Raw genomic sequence first — 17,438 nt, forward strand, 5'->3', positions numbered from 1 at the left:
CCTCCCTCACATTCGGAAGACGCCGAAGCGGTCGGTGCCGCGTACGGGTGCGTTGCTGGCGAAGGACAGGCACAGCCCGAGGACGGTGCGGGTGTCGCGGGGGTCGATGACACCGTCGTCGTAGACCCTGCCGGACAGGAACATCGGGAGGGACTCGGCCTCGATCTGGTTCTCGACCAGTTCGCGCATGGCGGCGTCCTGGTCGTCGTCGTAGGGCTGGCCCTTCTTGGCCGCAGAGGCGCGCGAGACGATCGAGATGACCTCGGCGAGCTGTTTGGGGCCCATGACGGCGGACCGGGCGCTCGGCCAGGAGAAGAGGAAGCGGGGATCGTAGGCGCGGCCGCACATGCCGTAGTGCCCGGCCCCGTAGGAGGCGCCGATGAGCACGGAGAAGTGGGGCACGGTGCTGTTGGAGACGGCGTTGATCATCATCGAGCCGTGTTTGATGATGCCGCCCTGCTCGTATTCGGCGCCGACCATGTAGCCGGTGGTGTTGTGCAGGAAGACCAGCGGGGTGTCGGACCGGTTGGCGAGCTGGATGAACTGGGCGGCCTTCTGCGACTCGGCGCTGAACAGAACGCCGTTGTCGTTGGCCAGGATGCCGACCTGATAGCCGTGCAGGGTGGCCCATCCGGTGACCAGGCCGGGGCCGTAGGACGGCTTGAACTCGTCGAATTCCGAGCCGTCGACCACGCGCGCGATGACCTCGCGCGGGTCCACCGGGACCTTGAGGTCGGGTGGCATGATCCCGAGGAGCTCCTCGGTCGGCAGGAGGGGGCCGCGTACCGTCCCCTGGGGAGACGGCCCGCCCTTGGTGTGGTTGAGGCGGGCGACGATGCGGCGGCCGATGCGCAGGGCGTCGTGCTCGTCCTCGGCCAAGTGGTCGGCGAGTCCGGACACCTCGGCGTGCATGCGTGCGCCGCCCAGGGACTCGTCGTCGCTCTCCTCCCCGGTTGCGGCCTTGACCAGTGGCGGGCCGCCGAGGAAGACCTTGGACCGGTCCCGGACCATGACCACGTGGTCGCTCATCCCGGGGACGTAGGCGCCACCGGCCGTGGAGTTTCCGAAGACCAGGGCGATGGTGGGGATCCCGGCGGCCGACAGCTGGGTGAGGTGGCGGAAGGTGCCACCGCCCGGGATGAAGATCTCCTTCTGGGTGGGCAGGTCGGCGCCGCCCGACTCCACCAGGCTGATCATCGGCATCCGGTTCCGCTCGGCGACCTCTCCGGCGCGGGCGGACTTCTTCAGACTCCACGGGTTGCTGGAGCCGCCGCGCACAGTGGGGTCGTTGGCGACGATCACGCACTCCACCCCCGAGACCACGCCCACGCCGGTGACGACGCTCGCGCCCACGTGGAAGTCGCTGCCCCACGCGGCGAGGGGGGAGAGTTCGAGGAAGGGGCTGCCCTCGTCCAGCAGGAGCTCGATGCGCTCCCGGGCCAGCAGGCCTCCTCGGTCCCGGTGCCGTTCGACGTAGCGGTCGCCGCCTCCGGCCAGCGCCTTGGCGTGTTCGGTGTCGAGTTCGGCCAGTTTGGCCAGCATGGTGTCCCGGGCCTCGGCGTAGGCCGGGCCCCGGGTGTCGAGTCTGGAGGTCAGGACGCTCACGGGCCCTCCTCGGGCAACGGGGTCTCGGGCAGCAGGTTCTCGCGCTCCGGGTTAGGGGGGTTGTGGGGCAGCAGGGACTCGGGGATCCGGGCCCGGCGGGCGCGCAGCCACTCACCCACGCCCTTGGCCTGGGGGTCCAGGCCCTCGCGGCGGGGCGTTCCGGGCGCGAGCATCCCCTCGACCCAGAAGTTGGCGGCGCGCAGGTTGGGCAGCAGGTGGCGGGTGACCGCGAGGTCGGCGGTCTCCGGGAGGAGTTCGCGCAGTACCTCGACCGTCAGTTCGTGGGCCAGCCACCGCCATCCCTCGTCCGAGGTCGCCCAGACGCCCACGTTGGCGTCGGCGCCCTTGTCACCGCTGCGGGCACCCAGGACCAGGCCGAGGGGTGCGAGCCGGGTGGGTTCGGACGGCAGAGGTTCGGGCAGCGGCGGTTCAGCGACCGGTGCCAGCTCCCTGCTGCGCGCACCGTGGGGGACGCTCTCGCGGTCACCGTCAGGCGTGGTGACCACGTGGTCGACTTCGGTGGCGGGCACGAGCGCGTGGGTGACGGCGACCCCGTCGGGGCGGGCGTCGCGCGGTGGCGCGGTGATGTGGAACCCGGCGTAGCTGCCCAGGGCGAGTTCGACAGCGGCGGCGCCGAAACGGCGCCCGATGACGGCGGGGTCGTGGTCGCGGGCGATTACGCGCAGCCGGGCGGTGGCCTCGTCCTGGGTTGCCCCGTGGGGGTCCAGGGCGGGGACGAACTCGAAGCTCAGGTCGCCGGGCTTCCTGTGGGCGAGGGAGGCACGCAGCTGGCGTTCGGCCATCCGTGCCTTGGCTCGGGCGTCCAGGCCGGTGATGAGGAACTCGACCTCGTTGCGGAAGCCGGTGATCCCGGTCAGGCCGACCTTGAGTTCCGGTGGCGGGTCCTCGCCGGTCACCCCGCTGATCCGCACCCGGTCCCGCGACTCCTGGCTGAGCTGGACGGTGTCCAGCCTGGTGGTGACGTCGGGGCCCGGGTAGCGGGCGCCCGCGATCTCGTAGACGAGCTGGGCGGTGACGGTGCCGACGGTGACCGCCCCGTCTGCACGGTTGTGCTTGGTGATGACCGAGGAGCCGTCGGAGTCGATCTCGGCGACGGGGAAGCCCGGGTGGTCCAGGCGGCGTCCCGCGAGGTCGTCCACCAGCGCGTAGTTGCCGCCGGTCGCCTGGGTGCCGCACTCGATGACGTGCCCGGCGACGGTCGCACCGGCGAGGGCGTCGACGTCGTCGCGGGTCCAGCCGAACTGGGCGATGGCGGGGCCCACCACGAGGGAGGCGTCGGTGACGCGACCGGTGACGACGATGTCGGCCCCGGCGTCCAGGCACCGGGCGATACCGAAGGCGCCCAGGTAGGCGTTGGCGGTCAGGGGGGTGCCGAGGGCGAGCTCCTCGGCGCGGTCGAGGAGGTCGTCGCCGGAGACACAGGCGATGCGGGGCTCGAAGCCGAGGCTCTCCGCCAGATCGGTGAGTCTGTCGGCCAGTCCCCGTGGGTTGAGGCCGCCCGCGTTGGTGACCACCCGGACACGGCGTTCCACGATGAGGCTCAGGCACTCGCGCATCTGGCGCAGGAAGGTCTTCGCGTAGCCCTTGTCCGGATCGGCCAGCTGGTCCCGGCCGAGGATGGCCATGGTGAGTTCGGCCAGGTAGTCGCCGGTGAGGACGTCCAAGGAGCCTTCGGTGAGCATCTCGTGGACGGCGGAGAACCGGTCTCCGTAGAAGCCGGAGGCGTTGCCGACCCACAGTGAAGGGGCTGGTGTAGCGGTCATGGCAACGAGAGTGACACCGGACACAGGAAAAAACAAGCGCTGGTGATTGTTTTTCCCTCATGGACCCTTCAGGGCGACGTGGCCGGAACCGGCCGCAATCAACCCGTTACAGACTGCGGATTCGGGAAAAGCGGGCGGTATTTTGACGCGGGTGAGTACCTCCTCAGACGACACCGCACCCACCCCTGACCCTTCCCCCGCCACCGAGACCCCCGGCAGCACGGAGAGTCCTCAGGCCCCCGGGGTAGACAACGCGGCGAGCGATGCCTTCCTCTCCGGACGCCCTGCCCCACACCCCTCGGGGCTCTTCGGGCCCGAGACCTTCAGCATCGCCGGGCTCCTGCTTCTGGCTACGACGGTGCTGTCCACCCAGCTGATCGGGATTTTCAACCAGCAGACCCTGATCGGCGCCGAAGGCACCCTCAACACCCAGGTCCAGGGGCAGTTGACCGGAGCCGGCCTGTTCTCCGCCCTGGCTGTGGTGTGCGGGGCTATCGCCCTGGTCCGGACCGGTGAGAGCACCCGCCCGTGGGCCCGCCACCTGGCCGCGGCGACGGTACTGGTCGGCGTTCTCCTCGTGATCGTCACCGTGCTGTCGTACGTGGTGCTGTCCGCGCCCTGACCGGACGCAGACCGACCCGACTCCACAGCGGCCCCGCCCGAAGGCGGGGCCGATTTCTTTGCCCCGGAACCACACCTCGAACTCCGAAGGTGCGGCCATGGGGGATACCTGGCCCCGAGCCCCGGTGCTCAATGAATTCGGTGGTGCTCCTGAGGCGGATGTCCACTCTTGCCCCGTAACTGAACACGTGCTTAGAATCACATAAACCTAACACCGGTAGGTTACTGCTCCTCCGGAGCCCTTCCCGGACAACGACGCCCAGGAAGGGGGCGTCTCCGGTCTGCCGATGGACCCCGCTCCAAGGTCCATGCCACGCGCCTACCCGCGGGTGGGCGCGACCCCGCACACCAGTCATCAGGAAAGGCGCACCGATGACACGACGACCGGCCCTGACCGCCTTGGCGGCCGCGGCCGCTCTGTCCCTGACCGCGGCCGCCTGCGGCGGAGACGAGAGCACCGTTGACGCGGCGGACTACCCCGAACGCCCCATCACCATGCTCGTGGGATTCGCCCCGGGCGGGGGCACCGACACCATCGCCCGGGTCTTCGCCCAGTGCCTCAGCCAAGCCCTCGACCGCGAGGTCGTGGTGGAGAACAAACCGGGCGGAAGCCAGGCGATCGCCCTCAACGACCTGCTCAGTGCCGACGCCGACGGCCACACCATGGCGATGGTGACCACGAGCGGCCCCGTGGTCGTACCCCTGCGGGTCTCGACCGTGGGCTACGACAAGGACGACTTCACCCCTCTGAACGAGGTCTCCATGGCACCTTCGGTCCTCATCACCCCACCCGGCCTGCACGAAGAGGTCGGGCCCGGTTTCCTGGACCGGGACGAGGCCCTCGTCGTCTCCACCCCCGGCGCACTGAGCGCGCCGCACCAGACGCTGAACCTGTTCCGGGACGTGATGGGCGCCCCGGTACGCGCGGTCCCCTATGAGGGCTCAGCGCCCGCGATCAACGCCCTCCGGGCCGGGGACGTCGACGCGGTCTTCACCGAGAGCTCCCTCGAGGTCATGGAACAGCTGGAGGGGAGCGGTCTACAGGTGTCGGTCTCCGCCGGCAGCGAGCGCATGCCGCACATCCCGGACGCACCCACGTTCGACGAGCTGGGGTACGACGGGCTCCCGCTCTCCGACTCCTACTGGTTCCCGCTCCTGCCTGCCGACACCCCCGACGACCTCGTGGAACTCCTAGAGGGGCACACCCGCGACTGCGCGGAGTCCCCACAGCTGTCGGAGGCAGTGGGCGAGGACTACGTCTCCAACGACCACCCCACCTCTTCGGAACTGAGCCGACGAACCATGGACAAGATGCACGAGAGCTTCCTCGAGCTGATCGCCGAGGAGGAGTCGTGAGCGGAACGCACAAGGGTGACGGGGCCGTCTCCCGGGAACTCAGCGACCAGGAACCGGGTGTCCGGGAGGACGGACCCCCGCCCGAGACCAAAGTGTCCGACCCGCAAGAGTCCGACCGTCCGGAGGAGGCGACCGACGAACGCGCTCACCCGCTCGCTTGGGCGGCCTGGCCGCAGCGCACCGTGTGGGCCGTGTTCGGCGGTCTCGTGGTGGCGGGGTCCATCATGTTGGACCCGGGCACCGTGCAGGAGCCCGGTCCGGGCTTCTGGCCGCTCGCCGCCGGTGCGCTGATCCTGCTCGCCGCCTTCGCCATCCGCTCCCCCGTCCGAGACGAGCCCACGCCGGAGAAGTTCAGCCACAACCCGGGGCGCCTGTTGCTGGCGCTGGCCAGTATCGCGGGCTTCATCGGCCTGTTCGCCGTCCTCGGGCTGGTCCTGCCGGTCTTGGCGATCCTCGTCCTCTGGTTCCGTGCCCTTGCCGGGATGCGCTGGGTGACCGCGGTCCCGGCGGCGCTGGTGGTGACCGCGGCGCTCACCGTCGGCCTGACGTACGGCCTCGACGTCCCCCTGCCCGCGGACCCGCTCATCGCCCTCCTGGAAGGAACGCCCTGATGGAGCACCTCGACAGCGTCCTGCAGGGCTTCCAGGTGGCCCTGCAACCGACCAACCTCCTGTTCGTCGCCCTCGGCGTACTCGTCGGAACCCTCATCGGGGTACTCCCCGGACTTGGCCCGACCGCGACGATCGCCCTACTCCTCCCGCTCACCTACGTACTGGAGCCGGCCACCGCCATCATCCTGCTCGCCGGGATCTACTACGGGTCGGTCTACGGCGGCACCATCACCTCGGTCCTGTTGCGCATCCCGGGCGAGGCCTCCTCGGTGGTGACCACCTTCGACGGTTACCCGATGGCGCAGCAGGGAAGGGCCGGTCCGGCCCTGGGCATCGCGGCACTGGGTTCCTTCGCGGGCGGGATGACCGCGACCGTCTTCCTCGTCATACTCGCTCCCCTGCTCGCAGGGGTGGCGCTGAGCTTCGGCCCGCCGGAGTACACGCTGATCGCCCTGGCCGGGGTCCTGCTCGTGGCCTACATGGGCAACGTCTCCATCGGCCGGGCCTTGGTCGCCGCTGGCCTGGGCCTGTTCCTCACCGCCGTGGGCCTGGACCCGATCTCCGGGGAGCCCCGGTTCACCTTCGACACCACGAGCCTGCTCGCCGGGCTGGACTTCATCCCGATCGCGATGGGCCTGTTCGGGCTGGGCGAGGTGCTCTACAACATCGACAAGAGCCCCACCGGCACCCGGATCAAGCACAAGATCGGCCGGATCATCCCCAGCCGCAGCGACTTCGGGCTGGCACGCGGGGCCCTGGCCCGCGGCACCGTCCTCGGCAGTCTCCTGGGGCTGCTTCCAGGCGGGGGCAGCGTGGTGTCGTCCATGGCGTCGTACGTACTGGAGAAGCGGCGGGCCAAGGACCCCTCGCGCTTCGGCAAGGGCGCGGTCGAGGGTGTGGCGGGCCCCGAGGCGGCCAGCAACGCCGGCTCCACCACTGCATTCGTGCCGCTGCTCACCCTGGGCATCCCGCCGAACGTCGTCCTGGCCCTGTTGTACGGCGCCCTGCTGATCCAGGGCATCACCCCCGGGCCGACCCTGATGACCAACCAGCCCGACGTCTTCTGGGGTGTCATCGCCTCGATGTTCGTGGGCAACGTGCTCCTCCTGCTCTTCAACACCGCGCTCATCGGCGCCTTCGTGCAGGTCTTGCGCATCCCCATCACGATCCTGTCCACGGTCGCCGTGGTCGTGATGCTGATCGGTGTGTACACGGTCCAGAACCGGGTCTTCGACATGGTCGTGGTACTGGTCTTCGGGCTGGTGGGATATGCCATGCGCAAGTTCGGATACGAGGTGGGCCCGCTGGTCCTGGCCTTCATCCTCGGCGGCATCCTCGAGGTCTCGCTGCGCCAGTCGCTGCTGATCTCGGGCGGTGACTTCTCCGTGTTCGTCACCCGTCCGGTCTCCAGCGGCATCATCGCCGTGATCGCCGTACTCATGCTCGTGGCCGTGGGACGACGGTGGGCACAGCGCCGCACCGTCGCCCCCGAGTCGAGCACCGACCGGAGCTGAACAGCGGTTCCGTGGGGCCGGGTGCGCCCGGCCCCACGGAACCGTCGCCATCCCCGGGCTGATCAGGCGATTCTTAGGTCCCGCTTACTCCATCACGGGGGTACGTTGGCCGCGTGAGTACCACACCAGAAGACAACACCAGTCCCGAGACCACCACTAGATCGCAGGAGGGCGGTGCCCAGCCGAAGTTCGAGCCGGGTGTCGCTACCGAGGCCGCCGAGAACACGGAGACCGCCGAAGGTTCCGAGGCCCCGGTCGAGGGGGAACCCGAGCTGAACTTCGAGGAGTTCGCGGCCGCTCCGGCAGAGCCCAAGGCAGGCGGTGCCTTCTCCGCCGAGACCCTGAGCATCGTCGCCATGGTCATGCTCGCCGTGACCGTGTTCTCCGGCCAGCTGCTGGAGATCCTCACCAGCATGATCCTGGTCGGCGGCCAGCCCATCGGCCCCGAGCAGGTCGCCCAGATCGAGACCCAGGTCATGGTGGGCGGCGCCGCGGCCCTGCTGACCGTTCTGTTCTCGACCCTGGCCCTCGCCCTGACCAACATCGGCACCCGTCCCTGGGCCCGCTGGACGGGCACCGCGGCGACGATCGTCGGTGTCCTGTTCGTGATCGCCGCCGCCGTCGCGTACTTCCTGATTCCCGAGGGCGCCGAGCAGATGATGCCGCCCATGATGGAGTAGAGTCCTAGCGCTCTTTCGCCCGCGAGCACCCACGCCACTGGGAGGTGCGCCCTCAGGCGCTCCCAGGGCGGGGCGGCGCGTCCCGACTCGGACGCCCCTCAGGGCCTCAGATGACCGTACAGAGCCGCCGGTGGTCAGGCGATCCGGTCGATGACCAGCCAACGTCCACCAGGGGCCCCGGATTCGTCGACGTCGAAAGCCCCTTCCAAGGCCTCGGCGGCGTGGTCGAAGCGCTGCGGCTCGTCCGTGTGCAGTGTGAACAGGGGCTCGCCCGTCTTGACCGGCTCACCCGGCTTGGCGTGCAGGGTCACCCCGGCGCCGAAGGACACCGCGTCCTCCTTGCGGGCCCGACCCGCGCCCAATCGCCAGGCGGCCAGCCCGACCTGGTAGGCGTCCAACCTGGTCAGTACCCCGCTCGACGGGGCCAGCACCACGCGGCGTTCGGCCGCCTCCGGCATCGGCGCGTCCGGGTCACCGCCCTGTGCCCGGATCAGCGCCTTCCAAGACTCCAGGGCGCTGCCGTCCTTGAGGGCCTCGGCCGGGTCCTTCACCCCGTTCTCTCCGGGGGTCAGCCCGGCCGCTGCCAGCATCTCCCGGGCCAGGGCCACCGTGAGCTCCACGACGTCCGCCGGGCCGCCGCCGGAGAGCACCTCGACCGCTTCGGCGACCTCCAGTGCGTTGCCCACCTGTCGGCCCAGGGGCGTGGCCATGTCCGTGAGCAGCGCGACCGTGCGCACCCCGTAGTCGTTGCCGATGTCCACCATGGTGCGGGCCAGTTCCCGGGCGGAGTCCCGGTCCTTCATGAACGCCCCCGAACCCACCTTGACGTCGAGCACCAGCGATCCGGTGCCCTCGGCGAGCTTCTTGCTCATGATCGACCCGGCGATGAGCGGGATCGACTCCACGGTGCCGGTGACGTCGCGCAGCGCGTAGAGCTTGCGGTCGGCCGGGGCCAGGCCGGACCCGGCCGCGCAGATCACGCCGCCGGTCTCGGTGATCACCCGGCGCATCTCGTCGGTGGACAGCGACGCCCGCCACCCGGGGATCGACTCCAGCTTGTCCAGGGTGCCGCCGGTGTGGCCCAGCCCGCGCCCGGACAACTGCGGCACCGCGGCACCGCAGGCGGCGACCGTGGGTGTGAGCGGCAGGGTGATCTTGTCGCCGACCCCGCCGGTGGAGTGCTTGTCGGTCGTGGGCCGCTCCAGGTCGGAGAAGTCCAGCCGCTCCCCCGAGGACAGCATCGCCGCGGTCCACCGGCCCACTTCCCCGCGGTCCATACCGCGCAGGAAGACCGCCATCGCCAGAGCCGACATCTGCTCTTCTGCCACTTCCCCACGGGTGTAGGCCCCGATCACCCAGTCGATCTGCTCCGGGGTGAGCACTCCCCCGTCGCGCTTGGCCCGGATGATCTCGATGACGTCCATGTCATTGTCCTTTCCTTGGATGGAAAAGTGGATGGAGAAACGTCTCCCCGGCCGCCGTGGGTCGGCGACCGGGGAGACGCCCGATGGTGCTTCGCTCGTCAGGTGAGGTTGTGCGGTCCGAAGGCCTGCGGCAGAACGCGTTCCATAGGGAGGATCCCCTCGGGAGTGTCCACCAGCAGGTCCGGCCCGCCGTGCTCGTACAGCAGCTGGCGGCAGCGGCCGCACGGCATCAGGGTCTGGCCCCGGCCGTCCACGCAGCTGAACGCGACCAGGCGCCCGCCCCCGGAGGTGTGCAGAGCGCTGACCAGCCCGCACTCCGCACACAGGCCCACACCGTACGAGGCGTTCTCCACGTTGCAGCCGCTGACGGTCCGGCCGTCGTCGACCAGTGCGGCCGCACCCACCGGGTAGTTCGAGTAGGGCGCGTACGCGTGGACCATGGCCTCCCGGGCGGCCTCCCGAAGGGCCGCCCAGTCCACGTCTGTTCCGGCAGCGTCCACCCTGTCCGGGTCGGGCCGGTTCACGTCGGGCGCGCTCATGATCGGCTCGCCCGCCACTGCTTGCCGATGGCCGCCGGTGGCCGCAGGCGTTGGGAGGCCAATGACAGGACGAGCAGCGTGGCGATGTGCGGGCTGTAGGTGGCCAGCTCGCGCGGCAGCGAATCGGTGCTGAAGTACCAGACCAGCAGCAGGATCCCGGTGAGCGCGCCGGCGATCGCGATGCCCTTGCGGTCCTTGCGGACCTGCCACACGGCCACCACCAGCAGGACCACGGCCAGGAGCAGCAGCAGGGCGTGGATGGCCGCGCCACCGCCGCGCACCTGGAGGGCGTCGGTGTAGCCGAACAGGCCGGCACCCATCGCCAGCCCGCCGGGCCGCCAGTTACCGAAGATCATCGCGGCCAGGCCGATGTAGCCGCGGCCGCCGGTCTGCCCCTCCTGGTAGATCTGCGACGCGACGATAGCGAGGAACACGCCGCCCATACCGGCGAGTCCGCCGGAGATGACCACGGCGATGTACTTGAACGTGTACACCGGCACGCCGAGCGACTCGGCCGCGTTGGGGTTCTCACCGACCGAGCGCAGGCGCAGGCCGAAGGTGGTCCGCCACAGCACCAGATAGGTCAGCGGGATCATCAGGATCGCGATGAGCGTCAGTGCCGACATGCGCGTGGTCAGACCGATGATCAGCGCGGCGAAGTCGCTGACCAGGAAGATCCCGCTTTCCGCTACGGGTGACAAGGCATCGGGCAGCCAGGGGACTTGGATGACCGGGAACGACGGGGCCGTCGGCGACTGCGCGGCGCCCGCACCCTGCACGTCCTCGTACACGAGGATCGACAAGTAGCGCATCGCGCCCAAGGCAAGGATGTTGATCGCCACACCGGACACGATGTGGTCCACGGCGAAGGTCACCGTGGCCACGGCGTGCATGAGGCCGCCGACCATGCCGCCCAGGGTTCCGGCCAACAGGCCGATCCACGGGTTGTCGGTGCTCCACGCGAAGTAGGCGCCGAACCAGGTCCCGAAGATCATCATGCCTTCGAGGCCGATGTTGATGATGCCCGCGCGCTCGGCCCACAGACCGCCCAGGGCGGCCAGACCGATCGGGACCGCGAAGATCAGCGTGGTGCGGACCGTGCCCGCGTCGGTGAGCATGTCCTGGCCGGTGATGACCCGCAGGCCCGCCAGGGACACGAACACCGCCATCAGCAGGGTGAGCACGCGCCAGCGCGCCCAGCCCTTGGGGCGCAGCGGAGTCTTCTCCACCGGTTCCATCACGTTGAGTTCCTGGCTCACTGTGCCTCCCCGCCGCGCTTGCCGTCGGTGCCGGGGGTGCCGTCGTCACCCTCGCCGCCCTCGGCGGAAGCCTGGTCCGGGCCGCTGCCGTGCGACACGGCCTCGGGCTCCGGGGTGGACTCTGTTGTCGTACCGAGCTGACTGCCGATCTGCTGCTGCTGGTAACGACGGCCCCAGCGGTGCACGATCTCGTAGACCACGACGACCGTGAGGACGATGGTGGCCTGCGCGATGACCGCGATCTCCTCAGGGATGCCGTCGAAGGGCAGGATGCCGGCCGCCTGGTTCAGGAAGGCCCAGAACAGCGAGGCGAAGACGATGCCCACCGGGTGGTTGCGGCCCAGCAGTGCGATGGCGATACCGATGAACCCGAGACCCACCGGGAAGTCGAGCGCGTAGTAGTGCGAACTGCCGAGCAGCTGGGGCAGGCCCACCAGACCGGCGACCATGCCCGAGAAGAGCATGGACAGGAAGACCATCTTCTTGACGTTCACGCCGCTGGCCTCGGCCGCGGTCTGCGACTGGCCGGTGGCCCGCAGCTCGAAGCCGAAGCGGGTGCGGTTGAGCATGACCCAGTAGCCGATGCCGACCGCGACGGCCAGGAGCACCAGACCGTAGATCTCCTGCTCCGAACCGAGGAAGGTCGCCGGGATGCCGGGGACCCAGCCGGACTCGGGGATCGGCGGGGTGCCGATGTTGTTGGTGCTGATCTCGACCGCGAGGCGGCCCTCGGTCAGCAGGTAGGCGGTGATACCTGTGGCGATCGAGTTGAGCATGATCGTCGAGATCACCTCGGAGACGCCGCGGGCCACCTTGAGGTAGCCGGCGATGCCCGCCCACAGACCGCCGACGGCGATGGCGGTGGCGATGACGAGGATCTGGCTGATCACCGGCGGCAGCATGACGTAGCCGCCGACCGTCGCGGCCATCAGTGCCGCGAGCCGGTACTGGCCGTCGACGCCGATGTTGAACAGCTTCATCTTGAAGCCGATCGCCACCGCCACTGCGGCCAGGTAGTACGTGATGCTGTCGTTGATGATCTGCACCAGGCTGTTGGGCCGGGTGCCGTACTCGACCATGCGGTCGAAGGTGGCCAGCGGCGGGATACCGCTGAAGTGCAGGACCGCCGCGGTGACACCGATGGCGATGACACCGGCGGTGGCGACCGCCGCGAACGACAGTGCCAGCATCGCCGCCAGGCGGTGGAAGAGCAGGAACGCCAGAGCGGAACCCGCGGCCGCGCCGATCAGGGCCGCCACCCACTCGAGCAGCTGGAGGTCGAGCAGCCAGGCGGTGATCAGGCCGCCGACCACGGACAGCACCAGTGCGGTGGGGACGACCAGGGTGTTGTGGAGGGCGGTGCCCTCCTCCTTGGTGCCGTCGGCCCCGGCCCGCCTCTCTTCGGGGACCAGGGACGCGGACCAGGCCACGAAGGCGAAGGCCACGACGACACCGATGATGAGCGCCACCCACCACAGCAGCGCCAGATCGAGCGCCACAGTGACGCCGGTGCCCAGGACGACCGCGATCAGGCAGGCTGTGGGGCCCGACAGGGTCGTGTTGGGGCGGGGGAGGATACTCATGCGCCGCCCTCGTTCTCGTCTCGGTCGGTGACCTTCTCGGCACCGCTCTCACTTGCGTTGTCCGTGTCACCGCCCAGCCCGGCACCGGTCATTGCCGAACCCAGCTGCTCCGGGGTGACGGTGGCCGGATCGGCCTCCGCCACCAGGCTGCCCCGCAGGATCACGTGCAGCGTGTCGGACATGCCGATGAGCTCGTCGAGGTCAGCGGAGACCAGCAGGACCGCCAGACCGGCGGCCCGGGCCTCGCGCAGCTGCTCCCAGATCGCGGACTGCGCGCCCACGTCCACACCCCGTGTGGGGTGCGCGGCCACGAGGAAGCGCGGGCTGCCGCTCATCTCACGGCCGATGATGAACTTCTGCTGGTTACCACCGGACAGTGCGTCGGCGATGACGTCGATGTTGGGGGTGCGCACGTCGTACTCTTCGACGATGCGCTCGGAGTCGGTGCGGGCCCCCGGACGGTTGATCCAGGGCCCTCGGACGCTGGGCGCCTTGCTCTGGTGGCCGAGGATGCGGTTCTCCCACAGCGGGGACTCCAGCAGCACGCCGTGGCGGTGCCGGTCCTCGGGGATGTAACCGACCCCGGCCTCGCGGATCCGCAGGGTCGACCAGGAGGTGATGTCCTCACCCTCCAGGGTGATGCGTCCCGAGGCGAGCTGGCGCATACCCATGACCGACTCGATCAGCTCGGACTGGCCGTTGCCCTCGACCCCGGCGATACCGACGATCTCGCCCCGGCGGATGTCCACGCTGACGCCGTCCACCACGGGGCGCCCCTCGGTGGAGGCCACGGTGACCCCGTCCAGGGACAGGACCACGTGGTCGGTGACGGTGGACTCGCGCAGCTCCGGGACGGGCAGCTCGCCGCCGACCATCAAGGTGGCCAGATCCCGCGCGGTGGTGGTGCGCGGGTCGGCCGTGGCGACGGTGGTGCCGCGCCGGATGACGGTGATCTCGTCGGCGACCGACAGGACTTCGTCGAGCTTGTGCGAGATGAAGATGACCGTCAGGCCCTCGCGCTTGAGTTCGCGCAGGTTGTCGAAGAGTTCGTCGACCTCCTGCGGGACGAGGACGGCGGTGGGCTCGTCCAGGATGATGGTGTCCGCGCCGCGGTAGAGGACCTTGAGGATCTCCACGCGCTGGCGGTCGCCGACACCGAGATCCTCCATGAGGCGGTCGGGGTCGACACCCAGCCCGTACTGGCCGGACAGTTCGCGGATACGGGCCCGGGCCCGGTTGCCGATACCGAAGCGGCGTTCGGCGCCCAGGACCACGTTCTCCAGGACCGTGAGGTTGTCGGCCAGCATGAAGTGCTGGTGCACCATGCCGATGCCGTGCTTGATGGCGTCGGACGGCGAGTTGAGGCGTACCTCCACGCCCCGGACGTAGATGTGGCCCTCGTCCGGCCGGTGCATGCCGTACAGGGTCTTCATCAGCGTGGACTTGCCCGCACCGTTCTCGCCGACGATGGCGTGCACGGTGCCGGGAGCCACGGTGATATCGATGTCGTGGTTGGCCACGACGCCGGGAAAACGCTTGGTGATCCCGCGCAGCTCAACGGCGGGGGGTTCGTTCGACCCGCCGCCCGATGGCGTGCTGCTCATCAGACTCCTCGTTGGGAAGGTGCGGCGGGGCGCGGGCGGGCCTGGGACGGCCACGGCCGGACACCTTCGTCGCGGTGCGGCTACCGGGTCAGGGCCGAAGCTCCCGGGGGTGTCCTCTCCCCGGTGCCCTCCGGCCCCGTTTCTTGATAGACCCGGAGCGGGCCCGGTGCCCGCTCCGGTGCTGTGGTGCTCCGTGCCCGCTACGGCTGAGTCGGAACCTCGATCTCACCGTCTACGATCTGCGCTTTGAGCTCCTCGAGCTCCTCCTCGAGCGGGGCGATCGCCTCTTCGTTGGTGGTGGTGTAGTCGACACCGCCGTCGGAGAGGTCGAAGCGCTGGAGGCCGCCCTCCTGAGTGCCCTCGACGACGTCGCCGACGAGCTCGAACACCGATACGTCCACCTGCTTGATGGCGGAGGTGAGCACGTGCGGCTGCTGCTCCTCATCGGCGTTCTCGTACTGGTCGCTGTCGACACCGATGAAGGTGAAGTCGTTTTCGACGGCGGCCTCGAGGATGCCGTTACCCGAGGCGCCCGCAGCGTGGTAGATGACGTCCGCGCCGCGGTCGTGCTGGGCCTGGGCGACCTCGCGGCCTCGGGCCGGGTCACCGAAGCCGCTGTCGTCCGGCGGCTGGCTCAGGTAGTCGACCTCGACGTCGATGGCGGAGTCGATGTGCTCCACCCCGGCTTCGAAGCCGGCCTGGAACTTGAGGATCAGCGGAACCTCGACACCGCCGACGAAGCCGACGTGGTCTTCCTCTGTGCTCAGCGCCGCGGCCGCACCCGCCAGGAAGGAGGCCTCTTCCTCCGCGAAGACCAGGCTGGTGACGTTGTCGAAGTCCTCGATCTCGGAGTCCACGATCGCGAAGTGGACGTCCGGGTAGTCATCCGCGACGGCCTGTACGGGTTCGGCGTAGGCGTAGCCGACACCGAGGATGAGGTCGAAGCCCTCCTCGGCCATGGTCGCCAGGCGCTCTTCCTTGGCGGACTCGGGCTCGCCGTCGGTGGGTTCGAAGTCCTGGGTCTCCACGCCGAGTTCGTCGGCCGCCCGCTCCAGGCCCCGGTAGGCGGAGTCGTTGAACGAGCGGTCGCCGCGCCCGCCGACGTCGTAGGCCAGACCCACGCTGATGTCGGAGGCTTCCTCGGCGCCGCCGCCACCGTTGTCGCCGTTGTCTGCCGCGTCGTCGCACGCGGTGAGTACCAGCACGCCCGCCGCGGCGACCGCGGCGAACTTGGCTGTGTTGCTGCGCTTCACTTCAGTAACTCTCCCCTTCGCCCTCTCAGCGGGCCCGCATTCCGCGCGGAACCGACCTGAGTTCTGCTGCCGGACGATATCCGCTGGCCGAAAGTACACCTAACCAACGGACGGAGTTGTTATGAAGGCGAGAGCAGAGTGACACGGTGCCTTACCTGGAAGTTACCAACAGCACACCGGGCCGTGGCGACCAGGGCCCTATTCGCTGTTTTTGACCTCCCGTTCTTCCCGAAAAACCCGGTGATGCGACCGGTAGTACCGTGACCTTCACCGGTGGTGACAACCCCACGTCGGGCCCACCCGGTCTAGACCGGCCTAACCCACTGTGGTGTCCGGCCTCTAGCCGTCGAGGAAGTCCACGACGGCCTGTTTGAAGACCCGGGAGGAGACCGCGTTGAGGTGGTCGCGGCCGGGGATCTCCACGTGCGAACCGCCGCAGCGTTCGGCCAGATCGGCCGCCCCTTCGGCGACGGTGTCCCTGGCACCGCAGACGAACAGCACGGGCATACCCTCTGGGCGCGGAGTCTCTTGGAAGGGCCGGGAGGCCTGGCCCCGGACACAGGCGGCGAGGGCCTCCTTGTCGTTGCCGGGGATCCCGGCCACCGCTTGGTAGACCTGGTCAAAGGAGCTGTCTCCGGCCCCCGGCCGCTCCGCGTCCAGTCCGGCGAGGACGTCACCCGGACCGAACCCGCCCAGGACCAGGCGGCGCACCCGTTCCGGGACGACGAGAGCGAGCTCCCAAGCCAAGCGGGCACCCATGGAGTATCCGACCGCGTCGACCCTCTCGACCCCCAGCTCGTCGAGCACGGACAGGATGTCCGCGACGAAGTGTCCGGGCAGGTAGAGACGGCTTTCGGTGGGTTTGTCACTGGCCCCGTGGCCGCGCAGGTCCGGGCCGATCAATCGGCGGCCCGCGGCGCCGAGCACGCGGGGCCAGCCGGTGTCCCGCCAATTCATGCCGAAGTTGGTCCCGAAACCGTGCAACAGAAGCACCGGGACGGCACTCTTCGGCTCCTGCGGAGGCAAATCCACATAGCGCATTGTCACGCCTCCGGTGCGATTCGCGGTCATGAATCCTTCCGTCCTATTGCGGGGTCCGGGATTTGATGGGAGAGAACGGAGGTCCATTCAGATGATTCTATATACGGGAAGCCGTGAAGGGGCCTCCCGTTTGTGCCGACATCCGAACGGTCCTCCGACAGACATGGGACCATTGGCTGAATGGTTGCCTGACTGGTCGGCCGGTTGGTCGGCTGACTAGTCGCTCGGGGGCTTCAGACGCACCCGGCGGGCCGGCTTGGCGTCCTCGGTGGGCACCTTTCCGACGATCCCGGCCTGGGGTGCGCTTTCCCCGACCTCCACGGCGAAGGTCACCAGGGGCGAGCCCACCGGAACGACCTGCTCCTCCTCGGCGTGCAGTTCGATCACACGACCGGCCTTGGGTGAGGGGATCACCACGGCCGACTTGGTGGTCTCCACCTCCACCAGCGGATCGTTGCGGTCGATCTCGTCGCCCACGGCGACCTGCCATTCCAGGACGGTCGCCTCGACCAGCCCTTCTCCCAGGTCGGGGAGGGTGAAAGTAGTGTTCTCTTCTGCCATGTC

At 69.3% G+C, this 17,438-nt stretch carries 15 protein-coding genes; 5 read left to right on the forward strand and 10 right to left on the reverse strand.

Annotated features, from left to right (window positions below):
- Positions 1-6 precede the first annotated feature (6 nt).
- Entirely contained in the window at positions 7-1,605 is a 1,599-nt protein-coding gene (locus ACYVD1_RS16575) for an acyl-CoA carboxylase subunit beta (RefSeq protein WP_460773188.1), read from the reverse strand.
- Positions 1,602-3,389 carry an acyclic terpene utilization AtuA family protein gene (locus tag ACYVD1_RS16580; protein WP_460773190.1) on the reverse strand — a complete coding sequence of 596 codons (1,788 nt, stop codon included), beginning with the start codon at positions 3,387-3,389 and terminating at the stop codon, positions 1,602-1,604. The genes ACYVD1_RS16575 and ACYVD1_RS16580 overlap by 4 nt, the downstream gene beginning before the upstream one ends.
- A 151-nt stretch (positions 3,390-3,540) precedes the next feature.
- Between ACYVD1_RS16580 and ACYVD1_RS16585 the strand changes: the two genes are divergently transcribed.
- The 5 genes from ACYVD1_RS16585 to ACYVD1_RS16605 all read left to right on the forward strand — a co-directional run bounded on the left by ACYVD1_RS16585 (position 3,541) and on the right by ACYVD1_RS16605 (position 8,171).
- Complete coding sequence (locus ACYVD1_RS16585; RefSeq protein WP_460773192.1) at positions 3,541-4,011, forward strand: hypothetical protein; 471 nt, start codon at positions 3,541-3,543, stop codon at positions 4,009-4,011.
- A gap of 371 nt (positions 4,012-4,382) precedes the next feature.
- Positions 4,383-5,366 (forward strand): tripartite tricarboxylate transporter substrate binding protein, encoded by a 984-nt coding sequence (locus ACYVD1_RS16590; RefSeq protein ID WP_460773195.1) that lies wholly within the window; start codon positions 4,383-4,385, stop codon positions 5,364-5,366.
- On the forward strand, positions 5,363-5,977 hold the full coding sequence (locus ACYVD1_RS16595) for a tripartite tricarboxylate transporter TctB family protein (protein ID WP_460773197.1): 615 nt from the start codon (positions 5,363-5,365) through the stop codon (positions 5,975-5,977). The genes ACYVD1_RS16590 and ACYVD1_RS16595 overlap by 4 nt, the downstream gene beginning before the upstream one ends.
- Positions 5,977-7,491, forward strand: a complete 1,515-nt coding sequence (locus tag ACYVD1_RS16600; RefSeq protein WP_460773200.1) for a tripartite tricarboxylate transporter permease — start codon at positions 5,977-5,979, stop codon at positions 7,489-7,491. The genes ACYVD1_RS16595 and ACYVD1_RS16600 overlap by 1 nt, the downstream gene beginning before the upstream one ends.
- A gap of 113 nt (positions 7,492-7,604) precedes the next feature.
- Positions 7,605-8,171, forward strand: a complete 567-nt coding sequence (locus tag ACYVD1_RS16605) for a hypothetical protein (RefSeq protein WP_460773203.1) — start codon at positions 7,605-7,607, stop codon at positions 8,169-8,171.
- Between the two features lie 134 nt (positions 8,172-8,305).
- On the opposite strand, the gene ACYVD1_RS16610 is transcribed toward ACYVD1_RS16605, so the two are convergent.
- From ACYVD1_RS16610 to ACYVD1_RS16645, 8 genes are all read right to left on the reverse strand, one after another.
- Entirely contained in the window at positions 8,306-9,595 is a 1,290-nt protein-coding gene (locus tag ACYVD1_RS16610; protein ID WP_460773206.1) for a thymidine phosphorylase, read from the reverse strand.
- Between the two features lie 98 nt (positions 9,596-9,693).
- A complete protein-coding gene (locus ACYVD1_RS16615; protein WP_460773208.1) occupies positions 9,694-10,152 on the reverse strand; it encodes a cytidine deaminase in 459 nt (152 codons plus the stop codon).
- A complete protein-coding gene (locus tag ACYVD1_RS16620; protein WP_460773210.1) occupies positions 10,131-11,393 on the reverse strand; it encodes an ABC transporter permease in 1,263 nt (420 codons plus the stop codon). Before ACYVD1_RS16620 ends, ACYVD1_RS16615 begins: the two co-directional genes overlap by 22 nt.
- Complete coding sequence (locus ACYVD1_RS16625) at positions 11,390-12,976, reverse strand: ABC transporter permease (protein ID WP_460773212.1); 1,587 nt, start codon at positions 12,974-12,976, stop codon at positions 11,390-11,392. Before ACYVD1_RS16625 ends, ACYVD1_RS16620 begins: the two co-directional genes overlap by 4 nt.
- A complete protein-coding gene (locus ACYVD1_RS16630; protein WP_460773215.1) occupies positions 12,973-14,580 on the reverse strand; it encodes an ABC transporter ATP-binding protein in 1,608 nt (535 codons plus the stop codon). The genes ACYVD1_RS16625 and ACYVD1_RS16630 overlap by 4 nt, the downstream gene beginning before the upstream one ends.
- Before the next feature lie 200 nt (positions 14,581-14,780).
- The gene (locus ACYVD1_RS16635; RefSeq protein WP_460773217.1) at positions 14,781-15,833 is read right to left on the reverse strand and encodes a BMP family lipoprotein; all 1,053 of its coding nucleotides are present in this window, start codon (positions 15,831-15,833) and stop codon (positions 14,781-14,783) included.
- A gap of 339 nt (positions 15,834-16,172) precedes the next feature.
- A complete protein-coding gene (locus tag ACYVD1_RS16640; RefSeq protein ID WP_460773219.1) occupies positions 16,173-16,904 on the reverse strand; it encodes an alpha/beta fold hydrolase in 732 nt (243 codons plus the stop codon).
- 186 nt (positions 16,905-17,090) lie between these two features.
- Positions 17,091-17,435 carry a biotin/lipoyl-containing protein gene (locus ACYVD1_RS16645; protein WP_460773221.1) on the reverse strand — a complete coding sequence of 115 codons (345 nt, stop codon included), beginning with the start codon at positions 17,433-17,435 and terminating at the stop codon, positions 17,091-17,093.
- Positions 17,436-17,438: the final 3 nt, after the last annotated feature.

Source organism: Nocardiopsis nanhaiensis (assembly GCF_054778635.1).

Coding starts and splice junctions, on each gene's coding strand:
- ACYVD1_RS16580 (WP_460773190.1), bottom strand. CDS start 3,389: ATGACCGCTACACCAGCCCCTTCACTGTGGGTCGGCAACGCCTCCGGC.
- ACYVD1_RS16590 (WP_460773195.1), top strand. CDS start 4,383: ATGACACGACGACCGGCCCTGACCGCCTTGGCGGCCGCGGCCGCTCTG.
- ACYVD1_RS16600 (WP_460773200.1), top strand. CDS start 5,977: ATGGAGCACCTCGACAGCGTCCTGCAGGGCTTCCAGGTGGCCCTGCAA.
- ACYVD1_RS16610 (WP_460773206.1), bottom strand. CDS start 9,595: ATGGACGTCATCGAGATCATCCGGGCCAAGCGCGACGGGGGAGTGCTC.
- ACYVD1_RS16625 (WP_460773212.1), bottom strand. CDS start 12,976: ATGAGTATCCTCCCCCGCCCCAACACGACCCTGTCGGGCCCCACAGCC.
- ACYVD1_RS16630 (WP_460773215.1), bottom strand. CDS start 14,580: ATGAGCAGCACGCCATCGGGCGGCGGGTCGAACGAACCCCCCGCCGTT.
- ACYVD1_RS16640 (WP_460773219.1), bottom strand. CDS start 16,904: ATGACCGCGAATCGCACCGGAGGCGTGACAATGCGCTATGTGGATTTG.
- ACYVD1_RS16645 (WP_460773221.1), bottom strand. CDS start 17,435: ATGGCAGAAGAGAACACTACTTTCACCCTCCCCGACCTGGGAGAAGGG.